The organism is Aquisphaera insulae, from assembly GCF_011064615.1.
In the GTDB taxonomy this organism is placed as follows: domain Bacteria; phylum Planctomycetota; class Planctomycetia; order Isosphaerales; family Isosphaeraceae; genus Aquisphaera; species Aquisphaera insulae.
This window is the reverse complement of sequence record NZ_JAALJH010000005.1, coordinates 20,563-39,637: the sequence shown is the minus strand read 5'-3', so window position 1 is coordinate 39,637 and position 19,075 is coordinate 20,563. Positions and strand designations below refer to the sequence as shown.

Annotated in this window: 12 protein-coding genes; 3 read left to right on the top strand and 9 right to left on the bottom strand. The window is 69.0% G+C overall.

Going from position 1 to position 19,075, the window contains the following annotated elements; genetic code table 11:
- Positions 1 to 96 precede the first annotated feature (96 nt).
- Genes glpK through G6O54_RS04575 form a run of 3 tightly spaced genes read left to right on the top strand, consistent with a single transcriptional unit; the run spans position 97 to position 5,348 of the window.
- Complete coding sequence (gene glpK / locus G6O54_RS04585; protein WP_165220760.1) at positions 97 to 1,620, top strand: glycerol kinase GlpK; 1,524 nt, start codon at positions 97 to 99, stop codon at positions 1,618 to 1,620.
- Complete coding sequence (locus G6O54_RS04580; protein WP_165220757.1) at positions 1,617 to 3,179, top strand: glycerol-3-phosphate dehydrogenase/oxidase; 1,563 nt, start codon at positions 1,617 to 1,619, stop codon at positions 3,177 to 3,179. The genes glpK and G6O54_RS04580 overlap by 4 nt, the downstream gene beginning before the upstream one ends.
- A 21-nt stretch (positions 3,180 to 3,200) precedes the next feature.
- On the top strand, positions 3,201 to 5,348 hold the full coding sequence (locus G6O54_RS04575; protein WP_165220754.1) for a LamG-like jellyroll fold domain-containing protein: 2,148 nt from the start codon (positions 3,201 to 3,203) through the stop codon (positions 5,346 to 5,348).
- Here the strand turns inward: G6O54_RS04575 and G6O54_RS04570 are convergent, their stop codons facing one another.
- From G6O54_RS04570 to G6O54_RS04530, 9 genes are all read right to left on the bottom strand, one after another.
- Entirely contained in the window at positions 5,349 to 6,350 is a 1,002-nt protein-coding gene (locus G6O54_RS04570) for an archaeosine biosynthesis radical SAM protein RaSEA (RefSeq protein WP_205678673.1), read from the bottom strand.
- A gap of 22 nt (positions 6,351 to 6,372) precedes the next feature.
- Positions 6,373 to 7,743, bottom strand: coding sequence for an asparagine synthase-related protein (locus G6O54_RS04565; protein ID WP_165220751.1), 1,371 nt, complete (start codon positions 7,741 to 7,743; stop codon positions 6,373 to 6,375).
- Between the two features lie 48 nt (positions 7,744 to 7,791).
- Entirely contained in the window at positions 7,792 to 8,658 is an 867-nt protein-coding gene (locus G6O54_RS04560) for an RnfABCDGE type electron transport complex subunit D (protein ID WP_165220748.1), read from the bottom strand.
- On the bottom strand, positions 8,655 to 10,481 hold the full coding sequence (locus G6O54_RS04555) for a CRTAC1 family protein (RefSeq protein WP_205678672.1): 1,827 nt from the start codon (positions 10,479 to 10,481) through the stop codon (positions 8,655 to 8,657). The genes G6O54_RS04560 and G6O54_RS04555 overlap by 4 nt, the downstream gene beginning before the upstream one ends.
- Positions 10,478 to 14,020 (bottom strand): FG-GAP-like repeat-containing protein, encoded by a 3,543-nt coding sequence (locus tag G6O54_RS04550; RefSeq protein ID WP_165220745.1) that lies wholly within the window; start codon positions 14,018 to 14,020, stop codon positions 10,478 to 10,480. The genes G6O54_RS04555 and G6O54_RS04550 overlap by 4 nt, the downstream gene beginning before the upstream one ends.
- Positions 14,017 to 14,853 (bottom strand): ABC transporter ATP-binding protein, encoded by an 837-nt coding sequence (locus G6O54_RS04545; RefSeq protein WP_165220742.1) that lies wholly within the window; start codon positions 14,851 to 14,853, stop codon positions 14,017 to 14,019. Before G6O54_RS04545 ends, G6O54_RS04550 begins: the two co-directional genes overlap by 4 nt.
- A complete protein-coding gene (locus G6O54_RS04540; protein WP_205678671.1) occupies positions 14,847 to 15,860 on the bottom strand; it encodes an ABC transporter permease in 1,014 nt (337 codons plus the stop codon). Before G6O54_RS04540 ends, G6O54_RS04545 begins: the two co-directional genes overlap by 7 nt.
- Before the next feature lie 61 nt (positions 15,861 to 15,921).
- Positions 15,922 to 17,130, bottom strand: coding sequence for an ABC transporter substrate-binding protein (locus tag G6O54_RS04535; RefSeq protein ID WP_165220736.1), 1,209 nt, complete (start codon positions 17,128 to 17,130; stop codon positions 15,922 to 15,924).
- Between the two features lie 782 nt (positions 17,131 to 17,912).
- Positions 17,913 to 19,031, bottom strand: coding sequence for a GTP-binding protein (locus G6O54_RS04530; protein WP_165220733.1), 1,119 nt, complete (start codon positions 19,029 to 19,031; stop codon positions 17,913 to 17,915).
- Positions 19,032 to 19,075: the final 44 nt, after the last annotated feature.

Below are 19,075 nucleotides of genomic sequence, written 5' to 3'. Positions count from 1 at the left end.
CAGGCCCTGGAACCGCGATCGCCCCGGTGGCATGATACCCGATGCCCGCTCGGGCAACGGCGCGACTCCCTCTCCTCTCGACCGGGCCCATGAGCCATGTTCATCCTCGCTCTCGATCAGGGGACCACGAGCTCGCGGGCGATCCTGTTCAATCAGGCCGGCGGCGTGCACGGCGTCGTCCAGCGCGAATTCCGGCAGATCTACCCGAAGCCCGGCTGGGTGGAGCACGACCCGCAGGAGATCTGGTCGACGCAGATCGGAGTGGCCGTGGAAGTCCTCGGCCAGTACGGGGTCTCGCCCCGGGAACTGGCGGCGATCGGCATCACCAATCAACGGGAGACGACCATCGTCTGGGACCGGGCCACCGGCCAGCCGATCCACAATGCCATCGTCTGGCAGGATCGGCGGACGGCCTCGCTCATGGATCGGCTCAAGCGTGACGGCTCCGCGGAGCTGCTCCGCGAGCGGACGGGCTTGGTCGCCGATCCGTATTTCTCGGCGAGCAAGGTCCGCTGGATCCTCGACAACGTCCCCGGCGCCAGGGCCCGCGCGGAACGCGGCGAGCTCGCCTTTGGGACCGTGGACTCCTGGCTGGCCAGCCGCCTGACGCGCGGCAAGCTGCACGTGACGGACGTGACCAACGCCAGCCGGACGCTCCTCTACGACATCCACGCGAGGCGGTGGGACGACGAGCTCCTGAAGCTCTTCCAGGTCCCTCGCGCGATCCTCCCGGAAGTTTGCGATTCCAGCCACGTCTACGGCGAGGTGACCAGCGAGCTGGGCCCCGCGAGCGTCCCGATCGCGGGGATCGCCGGGGATCAGCACGCCGCGCTCTTCGGCCAGCAATGCACGGCCCGCGGCATGGTCAAGAACACCTACGGGACCGGCTGCTTCATGCTCATGAACACCGGCGAGGCCGTCGAGTCGTCCCGCGGGCTCCTGACGACGCCGGCCTGGAGCCGCGGCGGCGAGGTGACGTATGCCCTCGAGGGGAGCGTCTTCGTCGGCGGGGCGGCCGTGCAGTGGTTGCGTGACGGCCTCCAGATGATCGAAACGGCGGCCGACATCGAGCCCCTCGCCGCCTCGGTCCCCGACGCTGGCGGGGCGTACCTCGTCCCCGCGTTCACCGGCCTGGGTGCCCCGTACTGGGATCCGCACGCGCGAGGCGCCCTGGTGGGGCTGTCCCGCGGGGTGACCCGGGCGCACCTGGCCCGCGCCGTGCTCGAGTCGATCGCCCACCAGTCGGCGGACCTGGCCGAGGCCATGGGGGCCGACGCCGGCCTGGGGACCATGGCCCTTCGGGTGGACGGAGGTGCGGCCCGCAACGACCTCCTCATGCAGATGCAGGCCGACCTCCTGCAGGCACCCGTCGAGCGACCGGTCGTCACCGAGACCACGGCGCTCGGGGCGGCGTTCCTGGCGGGCCTCGCCGTCGGCTTCTGGAAGGGGGATGGAGACCTCGCCGAGAGCTGGGCGCTCGATCGTCGGTTCGAGCCCGTCCTCTCCGCCGACCGCGCCGACCGGGAGCGGCGACAGTGGCGCCGCGCCGTCGAGCGTGCCCGAGGCTGGGCCGAAGACGAAGGACAGGCCGTCGCCGGGGATGAGGAGTCCCCGCGATGAATCGCGCGGAAACGATGGCCAGGCTGGCGGATCGGCGGACGACCTGGGACGTGGTCGTCGTGGGGGGCGGCGCGACCGGGATGGGGGTCGCGGTGGACGCCGCGGCCCGGGGATACCGCACCGCGCTGCTCGAGCAGGCCGATTTCGGCAAGGGGACGTCCAGCCGGTCCACCAAGCTGGTCCACGGGGGCGTCCGCTATCTCCAGCAGGGGAACGTCAGCCTCGTCATCGAGGCCCTCCGGGAGCGCGGCCTCCTGATGAAGCTGGCGCCGCACCTGGTTTCGAACCTCCGGTTCGTCGTCCCCAACTATGCCTGGTGGGAAGCCCCCTTCTACGGCATTGGGATGAAAGTCTACGACCTGCTGGCCGGGCGTTTCGGATTCGGGCCCTCGAAGGTCCTCTCGAAGGAGGACACGCTCAGGGCGCTGCCCACCATCAAGACCGATGGTCTCCGCGGCGGTGTCCAGTACTACGACGGCCTCTTCGACGACTCCCGGCTCCTCGTCAACCTGGCCCAGACCGCCGTCGAGCATGGCGCCGCGGTCGCCAACTACGTGAGGGTCGAGCGGCTGCGAAAGAACCCGGAAGGCCTGGTCACCGGCGTGGTCGCTCTCGACCTGGAAGGGGGCGTCGAGCTCGAGCTATCGGCGCGGGTGGTCGTGAACGCGACGGGTCCCTTCTCGGACGCGTTGCGCCTGGCGGACGATCCGTCTCTCAAGCCCATTATCGCGCCCAGCCAGGGGGCGCATATCGTCCTGCCGAAGTCGTTCCTGCCCGGCGATTCGGCCATCATGGTCCCCCACACGGCCGACGGCCGGGTGATGTTCGCGATCCCCTGGCACGACCACGTCGTGGTGGGCACGACCGACGTCGAGATCGATCATGTCCCCCTCGATCCTCGTCCGATGGCGGACGAGATCGATTTCATCCTCGAGACGGCGGCCGAATACCTCGCCCGTCCGGCGACGCGGGCCGACGTCCTGAGCGCCTTCGCGGGCATCCGCCCCCTGGTCCGCGCCGGCGACGGCACCAGCACCGCCGCCCTCTCGCGCGATCACCACCTGGAGATCGCCCCGTCAGGGCTGGTCACCATCTGCGGCGGCAAGTGGACGACCTACCGGCACATGGCGGAGGACACGGTCGACCAGGCGGCGATCGTGGCGGGCCTGCCCGAGCGACCCTGCCCGACGCGAGAGCTCTCGATCCACGGCTCCGCGGAATCGCTTCCGCCGGAGGATCCGCTGGCCGTGTACGGAGCGGACGCCATCGCCATCCGGTCGCTCGCGGGGACGTCGGGGCGACTCGGCCGGCAACTCGATCCTGCGCTCCCGATCGTCGCCGCCCAGGTCGCCTGGGCGGCCCAGCACGAGATGGCCCGGACCGTCGAGGACGTCCTCTGCCGCCGGACGCGGGCGGCGTTCCTGAATGCAAGGGCCGCGCTCGCCATGGCGCCCGAAGTCGCCGTCCTCCTCGCGAACGAGCTGGGCAAGGACCAGGCCTGGGCCGCGGCCCAGGTCGAGGCCTTCCGGCCGATCGGGGAGAGCTTCCTCGTCTCCTGAAACCCGAGAAGATCGATCGTCATGAGAACTTCCGTCCTTTCCGCTCTCGTGCTCTCCCTCCCGATCGCCTCGACTGCCTTTGCCGCCCAGGAAGCGCCCGGGCCCGCGGCGGCCGATTCCAGCTTCCGGACTGCGGTGGCGGCCTGGTCGATGGCGAATGCTCGGGACGTGTCCGGGAAGGACGAGCTGCACGCCGTCGGGGCGGCGACCCTGGGGAAGACGCTGGACGGTGAGGATCTTCGGGCCTCGCTGGCGGCCGGAGAGGACAGCAAGGTCGCCCAGCTCGACGGCGGATACCTCGACGCCGGCCAGGGGGACGGCGGCAACCTGAATCTCGCCAGCAATGCGCTCACGGTCAGCGTCCGGCTCCGATGCCCCTCGGGGGCCTGGGACGGGCCCATCTTCAGCAAGCACGGCGGGCACGACCAGCTCGTCTACAACCTCTATTCGAGTCGCTCGGAGGTCAGTTTCGAGATCGGCCTCCGCGATCGGCCCGGGATGACGGCCGTGATCGCCCCGCTCGAAAAGATCGGTCCCAGGGACTGGCACGTCCTCACCGGCCGCTACGACGGCAAGGCGGTCCAGCTCTTCGTCGATGGCGTGCTGATGGACGAGTCGCCGGCGGAGGGCCCGGTCCGCGGCGGCAACCGGGCCCCCTGCCTGATCGGCGGTGAGCCGGCCGGGGAGGGCGTGAAGACCGGCTGGAAAGGGCTCGTCGATCACGTCGCGCTCTGGGACCGCGCGCTCCCGATCACCGAGATCGAGCGGCTGGCCGGGGGCGCCGAGGCGGTCGCGGCCCGAAAGAAGCGGTACACCGAGACCGTCCTGCTCCCCCCGGCCCCGGACCTCTACCGCGAGAAGCACCGGCCCCAGTTCCACTTCACGGCCCGGCAGTGGACGCTCCGGAAGCTCAATCCGGGGATGCGCGAGGAGGGCTGGATGAACGACGTCAACGGCCTCATCCATCTCGACGGTCAGTATCACCTCATGGCCCAGCGCTGGGCCCGCTGCTGGATCCACGCGGTGAGCAAGGACCTGGTCCACTGGACGGAGATCCAGCCCGCGTTCTGGGACGACAAACGATACGGCAGCGGCGTCCAGTCCGGCACCACCGTGCTCGACGCGAGGAACGTCTCCAAGCTCTCTCCCGATGACCACAATCCCCCACTGCTGGCCTTCTGGTCGGGCTTCGACAACCACAGCCAGTGCATCTCGTTCAGCCTGGACCGCGGCCTGACCTGGGCGAGGTACGCGGGAAACCCGATCTTCCACCACCCGGAGCGCGATCCGAAGGTCTTCTGGCACGAGCCGACGCGGCGGTGGGTCATGGTCCTCTCGTGCGTCAACAGCTACCTCTTCTTCACGTCGGAGAACCTCCTCGACTGGCACGAGGAGAAGGAGCCGGTCACCGACTGCTTCGAGTGTCCGGACTTCTTCCCGCTCCCCCTCGATGGCGACCTCGCGCGGCAGAAGTGGGTGCTCGTCCGCGGCAATGGCCAATACTCCGCCGGCTCGTTCGACGGCAAGGCGTTCCATGCCGAAACGCCCGTCCGACCGGGGGACCTGGGGCCAAGCTTCTACGCGACCGGATCGTGGGGGGACATCGCCGGCCAGCCCGGCCGCCGCGTCCAGATCGCCTGGATGCGCGGGGGCTCCTACCCGGACATGCCCTTCAACCAGCAGATGAGCTTCCCCTGCGACCTGAGCCTGAAGACGGTTGGCGGATCGCCCCGGCTGTTTCGAAAGCCGGCCGCGGAGATCGCCACGCTGCATGGGCGGGAACACACGGTCGGTGACCTGGATCTGGCCGCCGGCCAGTCCCGGGCCCTGCCGCAACCGCCCGATGGATTTCGGCTCTTGGCCGACGTCGAGTGCCCCGAGGGTTCGACGTTGACCTTCTCCTTGCGCGGCACTCAGGTCGTGCTCACTGGGGGATCCATGGCCTGCCAGAGCGGGCCGGCGACCGTCTCGGGCCGCGTCCGCTCGGTCGAGATCCTGGTCGATCGCGCCTCGATCGAGGCCTTCGCGAACGACGGCGAGGTCTCGATCTCGGGGTGCTTCCTGCCGAAGCACGATCGGCTGGACGTGGCCGCGGCCGGCGGGCACGCCCGGATCCGTTCGCTCCGGATCATCGAGCTGAAATCCGCCTGGCCCGCCCGGCCGGAATGATCATCGCCGTGTCGGGTCGCAGGCATCGCACTCGACCGCGGGAGGGAAGCCCTGCGAGGCGTTCATCGTCCGGATTCGCGCGACCCGATCCGTGGCGCATCGAGGACAATCCGCGACCTTCTCGATGTCCCAGTCGTCCGCCATGACGATCGCACGCTTCGCATGGAGGCCGTATTCCAGGGCCAGCTCGAGGGACCGAAGCGACGGGGGCGAGAACTCGCCCGAGGCCGCCAGCTCCTCCATCGCCCCGTTCCCGCCGCGCGTCGGGATCAGGCAGGCAACCGCCGCGCCGCAGTCGAAGGCGAAATCCAGGCTGCGGCGGGCCCATTCCAGGCCTTCCGCGTCCCCCAACCAGGGCGGGCGGACCAGGATGAAGACGCGGAGGCCGATCTGGTTCTGCCCGAGGAACTCGGCGGCGCGGCGGAAGCGGTCAAGGGTCATCCGCTTGTTGAGGCGTTTCAGGACCTCGGGGTGGACGGTCTCCAGGCCCATCGCGATCTCGAGTCGCCCGGGAAGGAGATGGCGGAAATCCATGACCCGATGATCGACGAGCGCCGGGTGGCACTCGACGATCGTGCGGTCGAAGGGTGCCGCGAGCCGAGCGACGGCCGGATACTCCGCGGTCGGGATCGCGTGGGGGTCGAAGAAACTGCCGGCGTTGTAGAGCTTGATCGCGGAGCGTCCGGGGGCCGGTGGCGGCAATTGCGCCAGGCCGTAGGCGACCTGGGCCGCGATCGCGCCCGCCGGGACGGTCGCCTGGAGCGTGTTCCGCCAGAGGTCGCACATCAGGCATCGCCAGGGGCACTCGCGGTTCGTCAGGAAGATCGTGGCGACGTCCACGGGCCGGCCGTCGAGCCCGGGCTCCGTTTCGGCGAGGACGGCGTACGGTCGCATCGGATCGAGCGCGTTCCTCGCCGGACGTCGCTCGAGGATCCACTGGGTCCGCGCGGAGGCCGAGCTCGGATAGGCCGAGGCTCCGGGCTCGTTCGTCGGTTCGGTCACCGGGCCTGGCCTCCGGGTTCGGTCAGGCCGTGATGGCGTTGCCGGAGACGCGCTCGGCGGAGGGATCCCAGGCGGTGCGGAGGCGGTCTTCCCACTGCCTGAGGAAGACCTGGCGGCACCACGCCTTGCTCAGCTTCCACCGCCGGTTCGCCCCGCCGGCGCCGGCCTGGAATCGCCGCTTGGCGAAGATCGGCATGCGGATGCCGGTGACCGCCTCGACGCCCGCACCGACCACCTGCCCCTTGAGCGCGTAGAGCCGCTCCGGATCGCCGGCCAGGAGCGGCTCGAACGGGATCGCCATCGCCGCCGCGATCACCGACCGGGTCGTATAGGGGCTGAAGGCCGAGAATCCCAGGTGCTGGGCCGGGGCGAAGGTCCTCGCGTAGGACCGCGAGAGTCCTCCGGAATAGGTCTGGCTGTGCTTGATCGCGTCGATCCCCCAGCCTTCCTGGTAGAGGAGCGGATTCTTGAGGATGCTCGAGAGGGTGAGGTCCGAATCCTCCATCGGGTAGGCTTTCAGGTTCTCGTCGCCGCCGTCGCCGTCGAGAAGGTGGCGGACGTCGGGATACATCTCGCGGATCGCCCTCAGCAGGATCAGGCTGGCCGCGGCACATTCGACGTCCAGGGGATGATAGTCCTCGATGACCGCGATGGCCTCCTCCATGTCGGGGATCACCCGCGGCCGCGCGATCCGCTCCCAGGACGATTCCAGGCCCATCGCGCGGACCCACTGCTCCGCCTGGGCCGCGTCCTCGCCGCCGCCGAGGTCGAGCGTGAACGCGCGGACGAGGTCCGGATCGCGATCCAGGTTCTTGAGGGCCTGACGTGCCAGCAGCAGGATCGAGCCGCTGTCGATCCCGCCGGAGAAAAGGACGGCGATCGGCTCATCGTCGGGGACCCGGGCAATCCAGCCCTCGATCGATTTCAGGGCCGCCCGGACGTACGCCGCGCCCAGCTCCCGGATGTCCTCCGGCCCCTCCCCGACACGAGCGTCGAAGAAGCGGTGGTAGCGGGGGTTCGGGTCGGGACATCCCACCTGGTCGATCTCCACCATGTAGTGCGCCGGGACCATGCGCGTGTAGAGGGGATCGAATTGCCAGCCGATCTTCTCGCGGCAGCAGTAGTCGTAGATGCGGTCCATGCGGTCGGAGACCACGAGGTATGGCCCGTGATAGCGCTTGGCGACGAAGTACCGGAGCGGCAGCCCGATCGTCCGTGCCAGCCGGACGGTCTGGCCGTCGCGGATCGTGGCGGCGAAGTGCCCGTCGGTGGCACTCAGGGTCTCGACCTCCCCGGCGCGGAGGGCCCGCTCGATGTCCGCGGTCGCGGCCCCGGTCAGGGCCGACTCCCGGATACCGACCAGGTCGACCAGGCGTTCCATTCCAGCCAGCATGATGAGCTCCTTGTCTGTGTCCTGCGGGCGCTCGGCCCGATGTACGGATCAGCCAGGTTGGGCCGCGGCGGGACCGCCGACGGGTCGCCGCTCCCGCCACCAGATGTCGATCACGTTCGCCGCGGGGCCGACGAGGAAGAGGGCGTAATACGGAGCGTGGACGACGCGATTGAGGCGGAGGAACGCCTCCATGGCCGCCACCAGGAAGGCCACCAGGACCTGTCCCCGCTTCGATCTCACCGTGGTCGGCGGGTCCGTGATCATGAAGAAGGTGAAGAGCTGGTACATCGGCCCGGTGATGGGCGAGACCGCCGCCAGCCACGGGTCGCCGGTTAAGAGGCTGCGAATGCCGGAGAAGCAGAGGAACGAAAGCACATACGTCGCGCAGATGTGAAACCGCTTCAGCCGCCAGATGATCACCGAGCCGAGGAGCCAGATCACCAGCATCGGGTAGACGGCATTGCCCCACTGGACGCTCAGGCCCGCCACGGTCGCCGGGGCGAGGAAGAGCAAGGCGCTGACCCCCAAATTCGACGGATTCCAGATGTGGCGACCGTGCCAGCGGATCGCATACTTCGAGGTGATCGAGATGACCGCGCAGAGCACGTAGGGCCAGTAGAACGGCGACCGGACCAGGATGCCGACGCTGATGCCCGTGATGTAGGCGCTGGCCAGGTGGGGCCACTTCCCCAGCAGCAGGCGGCTGAGGATCACCTCGGCGAGGATCGAGGAGCCGATCGCCAGCAGGGTCCGCGTGTAGCTTTCCAGGATCCCGAAGCTCAACTGCCCGACCAGGAGGATCGAGGTGATGAGCACCGGCGCGAGGTAGCGGTTGTTGAAGCTGATCAGGTGCCGCCAGCCCTTCGGGGGGGAGGTCCTGACGACGGGGGGCGGGCTCGAGAGGGTCGTGCTCATCGGGGCTCCTCGATCTGGTGGACCTGTCCCGGGGCCGGGGCCTCCAGGGTCTGGACGGTGCCGGACGGCCAGCGGATGACGGCCTTCTCGATCGCGTCGGCCTTGCCCAGGCCGAAGTGCAGCCGCCGCTGATTCTGCGCGGAATACCCCATGCTGCCATGGACTTCCTGGAGCTGCTCCTTGCCGTCCCAGTAGAGCCGGACCTGGGCGCCGATGGCGCCCCGATTCGACCTCGTCCCGCGGAGCTCGAAGTCGATCCAGCGGCGATCCTCCGGGACCGTGTTCCGGTAGATCAGGAGCGGCCCGCGCTGGTTGGCGACGATCACGTCGAGCACGCCTCGGTTCCAGAGGTCCACCAGGGCCACGCCGCGGCCGTCGTGCGTGTCGGTGTAGCCCACCGCCTGGGCGACCTCGCGGAAGTGGCCGGCACCGTCATTCAGCCAGACCTTCTTCTGCTGATACCCGGAGAGGCTCTTGCCGTGCATGGGGGGCCAGTTCTTCGCGTCCGAGATGATCGAGCTGTTGCCGCCCGCCACCATCGAGAACTCGTACCAGTAGCTCGACCCCTTCTCCGCGGAGACGTATCCGTTGGTCAGGATCAGGTCCTGCGTGCCGTCGTTGTTCAGGTCGCCGAACTGGGCTCCGAAGCTCCATCCCCCGAGCTCGACGCCGAGCGAGCTGGCCAGGTTGTCATACTGGATCGAGTCGCCCGAGGTCCCCTCACGCGGCACCCAGAGGTTGTTCCCCTGGATCAGGACCCCTTCCTCGGAGATGTTGGTGACGTAGGCCGAGAGCTTGCCGTTGTTGTAGATGTCCCCGAAGCAGACGTTCATGCCGCTCTTGGGCGCCGCGCCCACGCCGGCGGACTTGCCGATCTCGCGGAAGCCCTTCCCCTGCTGGTTGGCGAACAGCTCGGAGACGCCATAGTCGTTGGCGATGAACAGGTCGGGATAGCCGGTGCCGCGAAGGTCGGCCGCGCCCACGCAGAGCGCCCAACGGTTGCTGTCGATGCTCGCGGCCTTCGTGACGTCCTCGAACGTCCCGTCTCCCCGATTGCGGAAGAGGTATTTCCGCCCGCCGTTCTTCGCGTACTCGAAGCTCTCCGGCATCATCTTCGTCGTCTTCAGGTCCCAGAGGTTCAGGTGGTCGGCCCAGTAGCCGGCGACGAAGAGGTCGAGCTGGCCGTCGCGGTCGTAGTCCAGCCAGGCCGCGCAGCCGGAGTTGATCCAGGCGGGGAAGCCCGCCCGGTCGGTCACGCGCGAGAAGCCTTTGCCGGCCTCATTATGGAAGAGCTCCTGCCTGCCCCACTTGTAGACGAACAGGTCTTCGAAGCCGTCGTTGTCGTAGTCGGCCCAGAGCGACCCCATCGAGACGCCCGTTCCGACCTGATTCAGGTCTGCGAGGCCGAACGACTCGGCCACGTCCTGGAACTTGCCGTCGCCCAGGTTCCGATAGAGTCGGTTCTTCCCCCCTTCGGAGCTGTCGGTGACGTAGAAATCGTGCCAGCCGTCGCGGTCGAAGTCGGACACCGCCACCGACGCGCCCATGGAGGCGATCTGCGGCATGATGTGGTCGAGCTTCGGGTCAAGCGTAGGGGCCTTGTGCACGAAATCGACGCCGCATTCTTTCGCGACCTCGGTCAGCTCGACCCCGTACCGCGTCGGCTTCCGCGCGTCCGTCTTTCGGGAGACGTCGGGGCCATTCCGTCCCATCGACATGCCCGCCATGGCCGAATCGCCGCTCGAGATCCCGTTCAGGAGCCGGAGCGTGAAGAGCTCGACGACGAGGAGGCCGGCGGCGATCCACTGGGCGTATCTCTTCATGGGCTGGGCTCCGATCTGCCGCCGATTTGCGATCCGAAGGAGTGACGAAGTCCCCTCTGAAATCCCGCGGGGGTGACGAATCGCGTGTGGAAGTTCCGCCAGTCGTCGGCATGGGCGCGAAAGACCGGGTCGTCCTCGAGTGCGCCAGGAGGTCTGTCGTAACCACTCGCCGCGTGCGTCGGCAGGGGGAGGACCGTCCGGGAGAAGGCCGTGTTGTAGTCGCCGTCCTTGTTCCATCCGTCGCCGATCATGACGAAGTCCCGCACCCATCCGGCCTCGGGCGGGGGCCCGGCGGGAAACCGAAGCCGAAGCTCGTCCCCCGCGTTGGCGATGACGTAGCGGTCGTCGACCTTCTCGAGGAGCTCCCGGACGTCGCCGAACCTCGTGTAGAAGCCGACCAGGTCTCGCCAGGGCTGGCCGACGGCCGCGAGTCGCCCATAGTCGGGCAGCTCCGGAGCCGAGGCGTCGGCCTGGAGCATCCGCGAATAGCCCCGGAACCTCAACTCGGCGGATTGCGGCGCCAGCCGTTTCGGCTCGAGATGGAGCTCGGGGTGCGCGTCGGCGATGGCGAGCATGTCCCAGTAGATTTCCAGGTTCGTCCGCAACCGCAGCTTGCGAGGCCCCCTGGGGGCGAAGAGTCCGTCCAGGTCCACCAGGATCGTCTTGTTCTTCCCGGCCGGGAATCCCAGGTCATCGCGGACGACCTTCCAGCCGCCGTCGCCCGTCGGAACCTCGAGGATCAGCCCCTGCGGCTTCACCACGCCTCCCTGACCGATGGCGACGTTGATCGAGCTGTCGGTCGGGTGGATCCACCCCCTGGCGACGAGTAGGAGGGGCCGGTTGCGGGGCAGGTCCTCTCCGATCTCGACCTGGACCCAGTGGTCCCGGGCCACCCCCTGATACCGGCCTCGTCCGATGTCGTCCAGGTAACGGCCGTCGCGCCTCGCGATCGCGCTCGTGACGACGTTGCCGTTGTTGTCGCGGGCCGACGCGGGCACGTGCAACGGTCCGGTCGCCTGGACGGCCAGCCGGGGGGGCTGCCTCGCGAATCGCTCGTCGACGAAGACATCGGTCCCGGGAGGATGATCGACGACCATGAGCGCCACGTGATCCCAGAAATGGGTCTCCCAGAGCTCGGCGGTGATGCGGATGTCGTAGAATCCATCGCTCGGGGCGAGTTGATCGCCGCGGATCTTCACCCAGTCCTCTGTCTGGGCGACGCCCGCGGTGTCCTGGGCGTTGATCCGGAGGCCCAGGGGCGACCGCCAGATGAAATCGGTCACGAACCGGACCTCCTTGCCGTCGAAGGCGTAGAGGAAGGGGCACGACCCCTTGAGTCGCTGCTCGGCGACGAGCTCCTGATCGGCCTTGGCTTCGAACTCCGCCTGGGTGGTCCCGTTCGGCCAGACGATCCGCGCGACGTCGGCCTTCTCGTTCTCTCCCAGGCCGAAGTGGAGGATCGGCCCGTCGATCACTTGCTTCTGGACCAGGAGGTTGGCGCGGACCTGGACCTCGCCCCCCAGCCCGAAGGAATTGATCCGGCCGTCGCCGAATGTCTTCGCCCCCTTGGGACGGATGACCTGCCAGTGGTATCCCTTCGACCCGCGTCCGAGGGCTTGAGAGGGGACGCCGGCCTCCGACAGGCCGGCCAGGTCGAGCGTACCGTCGGCGTTCAGATCCGCGACCGCGGCGACCTTCAGGCCGGAGGGGGGCGAGAGCGGCACGAAGCCCCCCTTTCCGTCCGCGAGCCGGACCCACTCGCCCAATCGTCCGGAGGCGATCAGATCCGCCCCCCCGTTGTTGTCCAGATCCGCGACGATAAGTTGAGCGTCCTCCCCCACCGCGCCGGCGTCCTTGAGGACTTCGGTCCGGTCCCACGCCCCCCCCTCATCCCGGTCCGAGAGGAGTTGGACCGAACCATCGCCCTTCAGCGTGACGAGGTCGAGCCGACCGTCGCCATCCAGGTCGGAGACGGCGACGGCGGCCAGCGGGCCGAGGTCGGATGGCAACGGACGGTCGCGGAACTTGCCGGAGCGCTCGTTGGCCATGACCCGAAGCGTCCCCTTCGCGTCCAGGAGCACGGCGTCCGGAGCACCGTCGTTGTCCAGGTCGGCCCAGGCGAAGGACCGCAACGCCGAGGTCCCACCGAAGAGGTCGAAGGGGGTGAAGGTGCCGTCGCCGTTGTTCCGGAGCGAAACCGTCTTGCCTTCCCTCGCCCCCAGGATGAGGTCGAGATCACCGTCCATCTCGAGGTCCGCGGCCCACGCCCCAGCATAATCGCCGTTCCGGACGCTCGGCTCGAGGCGGCATGCGTCCGTCCTGTCATCGAAGCGGCCATCTTCCTTCTGGTGGAAATAGCGGATTCCGCCGGCGCCGGCGAGGATGAGATCGAGCCGATAATCCGAATCCAGGTCGGCCGCGAGCAGGCCCTGGCGCGTCGGAGGCGAGCCGGGGCGGCCGGGGAACGGAAGCGGGTCGCCCCCTTGCCGGTCCAGCCGCATCACGGTCGCTTCATCCCCGGCGATGATTGCCGGCTTCTCGCCCGCGGCCAGCGCGACGGCCAGGATCCGGCCCCCCTTGCCCGGGCCGGGCCCCGGGACAGCCTCGACCGAGTACGTCAGGCCCGCGTCCGGAGGCGCCAGGGTCAGCGGCGGAGGCTCCAGCCGCAGGAACCGCTCGATGGGCTGGCCGACGGTGCCGACCGGCATGTCGACGGCGGCCATGTCGCGGCGGAATGCGACCGTGGGGAGCAGCAAGTTGCGCAGCGAGATGACCCGCGTCGCCGCGCCCCGCGGGCCGGCCTTGAGGGCCTGCCCGAGCTCCTTCTGCACCTCCTGCGCGCGTGACGGCCAGTCGGGGGCGAGCTTCGCCAGCCTTTCGACCGCCCCGGCGAGCGATGCGGCGTCTTCCCGCTTGGCAGCGAGGCGTGCCCGCTCGAGGAGCACCGCGGCGTTGCGGGGCACGAGATCGGAAAGCTCGTTTGCCAGCCGGAGGGCGTCGGCCTCGCTCCCCTCCTCTCCCAGGCGTTCGACCTCACGCATCAGGGCGAACCGGGATCGGTAGTCCTTCGGGTCGAGCTCGACAGACCGCCTTAGGTGCGACACGGCCTCCTCGTACCGGCCGCGGCGGCTCTCGAGCAGGCCGAGCAACGCCTCGATCGCGGCGCTGTCCGGGGCGAGCGACCGGGCCCGCTCCAGGTCGACCGCCGCGCCGTCGTGGTCGCCCTGGCGGAGCTTCAGCAGGCCGAGGTCGGCCCAGGCCGCGGGTTCCTCCGGCACCAGCCGGGTCGCCCTGGTCAATGCGGCCCGCGCCCGATCGGCCGCGTCGGCGTCGAGCGCCGCGACCCCCTCGTGGAACGCGGAGACCATCGCGCGATACGCCTCCGAGCCCGGGGCCGGCAGCCCGCCGGCCGACTCCGGCGCCGGGGCCCGTCGCCGGACCAGGAACAGGCCCGCGGCCAGCGTCACCAGCAGGACGACGGCGATCAGGACGATCAGGGGACCGCGGAGACCCCGCGTTGAACCGGCGGGTTGGCTCATCCCTCGCCTCCGTCGGCACGAGATCGGGTCGCCGCGGGCTCTCCGCCCGCGAGGTGCAGCAGATCGAGGATCTCCGCGCGGAGCTGCAAGAACCGCGAGCTATTCCGGTGCCTTGGGCGTTCCAGCTCGACGATGATCTCCCGCTCGATCCGACCCGGGCGGGGGCTGAAGAGGACGATCCGGTCGCTCATGTACAGGGCCTCATCGATATCGTGAGTGACCAGGAGCATGGTCGTGCCCCGCGCCTGCCAGAGCCGAAGCACCTCGTCCTGCATCCTCATCCGCGTGAACTGATCGAGCGCCCCGAGGGGCTCGTCTAGGAGGAGAACCTTGGGGTGATTGACGAGTGCCCGGGCGAGCGCGGCCCTCTGGGCCATCCCTCCGGAGAGCTGATGCGGATAGTGGTCCGCAAACTCCTCGAGCCCGACGAGACGCAAGATCGCGTCCACGTCCGGTTGATGCTGGCTCAGGACGCCCCGCGCCTGCGGCCCGAACCGGATGTTGCGTCGTACGCTCAACCAGGGAAAAAGGTTCGGATCCTGGAACATCAGCCCGCGCGAGGCGCTGGGGCCCGTGATCGGCTCTCCGGCCACGCTCAACTCGCCCCGGTCGGCCCGATCGAGGCCGGCGATGAGCCGGAGGAGCGTGGACTTGCCGCACCCGCTGGGCCCCACCAGCGCGACGAGCTCGCCCGGGGCGACCGCCAGGGACAGGTTCGCGAGGGCCCTGGTCTCCGATCCGTCCTCCGCCCGAAACGACCGGGAGACGCCGGAGACCACGAGGCTGGCCCCCTCGTCGAAGGCCGCCGTCGCCTGGCTGCGCGCGGTCACCATCGGATCGTCCCTTTCTGCCAGGCCAGGACGCGATCGCGGACGGCGAAGAGGAGCGACATCAGGCTCGAGAAGAATGCCGCCATGATGAGCAGGGCCGCGTAGACCTTGGCGTATTCCACATAACCTTGCTGCCACTTGAGATACCAGCCCAGCCCGGACCTGACGCCGACCGTCTCCGCCACGATCAGCGTCAGGAACGACGCCCCGAGTCCCATGAAGAGGCCGAGGAAGACGCTGGGCATCGCCGCGGGGATGGCCACGCGGAAGACGAGATAGCGACGGCTGGCCCCGAGCGTCCGCGCGACGTCCAGATACGAGTTGGGCACGTTCGCGATCCCGGAGCTGGTCAGCATGGTCATCGGGAACCAGACTGCCATGGCGATGAGGGCACTACCGGAGACGAACGCATTGCTGAAGAGAGCCATCGCCAGCGGCACGTAGGCCGTCGCGGGGATCGGCCCGACGAGCTTCATCAGCGGCATGCCCCAGTATCGGACCGTCCGCGACCAGCCGATGAGGACCCCGCTGACCAGCCCGGCGGCCACGCCCGCGAAGTAGCCGGTCAGGAGCAGGAGGAGCGACCGGTAAGCACTCTCGGCGAGGATCGCCCGATCCTCGATCATCCCGGTCAGTACCATGTCCGGGCCGGGGAAATACGGCAGGGCCATCACCGCGAACTTGAGCGTCACGAGGTCCCAGGCGGCGAGCAGGAGGATGCCCGCCCCCAGGAGCGGCCCCTTCTCGCTCAACCATCCCCGGAAAATCGGGTGGATGCCCCGGAGCAGGAAAAGACCCAGTGAGGCGGCCAGGAAGCCCGAGAGCAGCACGGGGTAGGGCTTGGTCGGCAGCGGTGACTGGTGGTTCGGCAGGAGCAGATGGGCGGCCAGCGCGGCGGCCGCGGCCAACGCGGGCGCCAGCGACGACAGCACGGCCGTCGGCCCGCGGCGGGTCGCCGAATCGCGGAGCGATCCGGAGGCAGGCGGACTATCGAGGATCGCCAGGGACAAGTTCGGAACTCCCATCGAGGTCGAGCCGTTCGGCCGGGCTTCGCGTTTCCTGGTGCCGCAATCAGGGGAGGCCGGCCGGCCGCCGGCAGAGGTCGTCGGCGAGCATCGATCCGCAATCGTCGCACGAAAGCCTCAGATCCGTCGCTCCCGCGTACAGGGACACGAGCCGTTCGGCGTCCAGCGGCGGGGGCGGCCCTCCCCCGGCGACCTTCTCCACCTTGACCCCCTTCAGCCATTCGTCGTTGACCCCGTCCAGGTCCAGCCATGCCGTCGAGGCCAGGGTCTCCGGGCTGGTCGAGGGGCTGATCAGGCCGATCGCCTGCATCTCGCGCGAGGCCATCATCACGCTCTCGCGACACCGCGACACGCCGGGCGTGTATTTCAACTGGGAGAGGGCGTGTGCGTTGACCTCTAGGGAGGACGCAACGTACTTCTTCTCGACGGCCAGCCGCGCCGCCGCCGTCGGATTCGCCTCCACCCAGGCCGCCCCCTTCAGCAAGGCGCGGGTGACCTTGGCCGCGGCGGCGGGACGCTCGCGGGCGAGCTTCCCGCTCACCACGACCGCGCAGCAATACTCATCCTTGTAGGGCGCATCAACCGCGGAGTCGGCGATCGTGTGCACTTTCTTCTGGGAGAGCAGTATCGAGCCGATCGGGTCGGCCGTGCAGACGGCCTCGACCTGGCCGTTGTCGAGCGCCAGCCCCAGGACGTCCGGAGCCATGGCCACCCATTCGACGTCCTTCGCGGGGTCCATGCCGGCCGCCCGGAGGACCCGGCTGCTGAACAGGAAGGGCGGGCTGCCCAGGGCCGTGGGCACGCCGATCTTCTTCCCCTTCACGTCCGCGACGGACCGGATCGAGGATTTCACGCCCGCCTGGAGCCGGAGGCAGCCGGAGTGGATCCCCCCGGTGATCTTCACGTCCAGCCCCTTCTCGATCGGCTTGAGAAGGTACATGATCAGGTGATAATTCGCATCGAACCGGCCCAGGCCCAGGCCGTCGCGGAGGCTGTCCCAGTCCGTCTTGACGAACTCGACGTCGAGGGCCTCTTCCCGGAAGAACCCGTTCTCGAACGCCGCGACCATCGCGGCCTCGCAGGTCAGGCCGAGATAGCCGATCCGGACCTTGTCGTTCCCCGCTACCTGGCCCGGGCCGGGAGGGACCGGCGAGCTCGCCTCGCGCCCGCAGCCCCCCAGGCCGACAAGGCCGAGGGCCGGTGGGACGGACGAAAGGGCTGCCAGGAAGCGTCGCCGCGTTGATCGAGTCTGCATCGTATGTCTCCGTGTCGTGCGGGAGCGGAGCGGATTACCAGGTTGCAGCGGTGAGCCGCGTGGGGAGCGCAGGGACACCATGGCCATCCGGCGGCGCAGCTCGTGAAGTCTCGCGCCGGGCGGAAGGACGCGGGGGAGCCGACGGAAGGTACGCGAAGGCTCCTGGCCGCGTCATCACTGGGAATTCAGCGCGTACGGCACGAAGCGGAGGGGGGGTGGAAGATGGATGGGGACTCGCCGATCGGCTTGAGGCACGGTTCCCGTTTCACGGGGAGCCATCTCGGGTCGGCGGCATCGAGGGCCTGGGACGCCAGGTCGCTCCACCGGTCCGGATGCTCGAGCTCCGGCGGGATCGTCGAGAGCGGCGAAGGTGCGGGCTCGGAGCAACCCGGCCCCGAGCAAGGTGAGGATGGCGCGTCGACCGGTCGGGCCTCTCCATCCGGGATCGCCAGGCTGGGATCGTCGATCGCCAGGTGGTGAAGCCGGCCGACCTCGGTCCATCGATCGAGACGAGCGGAGCCGGATCGGTGGCAACCCGCCTCCGCCGATCCGGCCAGGACCAGGCCGTGGAGCAGCAGCGCGAGCGCAACGACGGCCCGTCTGCTCCATCCTCGGCTCTCGGCAGGATGCATCAACGAACCGTGCCCCGACCTCAGTGGCGACTCACCATGGATTCGAGCGAACGATGTGCGGACGGGAGGAGACTCACCGCCCACTGTGGCCATCAGGATACCTGGGACCGTCGGTCCGAGACAAGCCTTGAAGCAATCGAATGACAGGCGTTATCCGATCGTATCGGCGAGCGACGCCATCCGGTGGATCGGCACGGGCCGCCCGGGACGGAAGCTGCGTAGATCCCGGATGTCCACCCCGAGCGAGAGGTCGTCGCAGGCTTCCACCAGCGCCTCCCGCACGACGTCCGAGAGGACTTCGGGGTCGATCGCGACCCGCGCGTTGATGGTGATCTCGGCCGACTCGACGTCTCCTCCCGCGGCGATCGAGAGGAGGGTTTTCCCTCGCCCATCCACCAGATTTGCCACCGCCTGGAGCGGGCCGCTCGAGCCGCTCGCCTTGAGGTGGGCGACGGGAGAGCCCTCCGCGGAGACCCTCTCGCCGATCCGCTGCACGACGGACAGGACGAGGCCGTCGAGCGAGAACGGCTCTTCGCCCGACACCCGGGCCACGGCGTTGAGCCACCCGAGCTCCGCCTCACCGTCCGCATAGCGGTCGTAATCGACCTCGAGGCCCTTCTCGCCCACGCCGGAGGTCGTCTCGAGCAGCTCGAGCAGGGACTCGAACCCGTCCCCCGTCCGCGCGGAGATCGGCAGGAGGGTCGCGCCCGGGTTCGCGGTGCGGGCCAGGTCGGAGAGGCGTTCCAGATCCTCCTCCGTGAACGCATCCACCTTGTTGAGTGCGATGATGTCGGCCTCCTCGAGCTGCTTGCCGAAGATGTACGAGGTCCCCGACCGGAGCGTCTCGGGGTCCCCTTGGAGCACGAGCTTGCCGTATTCGGGCTTGAGCAGGACACAGAAACGGCCCACCTCGAACTCGCCGCCGAAGAGCTTCATGAGGGGGCGGACGACCGTCGCGACCAGGTCGGTGCAACTGCCGACGGGCTCGGCGAGGATGACGTCCGGCCGGCCCTGCGCGACGAGCTGCCGCGCGGACCGGGTCAGGACGTCGAAGTTGCAGCAGAAGCAGGCGCCGGCCACCTCGCCGACCTCGAAGCCCTGGGCACGGAGGGAGAGGGTGTCGACGAGGTTATCCGTCTGGTCGTTGGTGATGATCCCGACCTTGAGCCCGCGATCGCGGTACATCCGGGCGAGCCGCGCGACGGCCGTGGTCTTGCCGGCGCCCAGGAAGCCGCCGACGAGGAGGAAACGAACCGGGCCCTGTCCCATGATGGACTCCGCGGAGGATGGGTCGTGGAGGGTGTCACATCAGG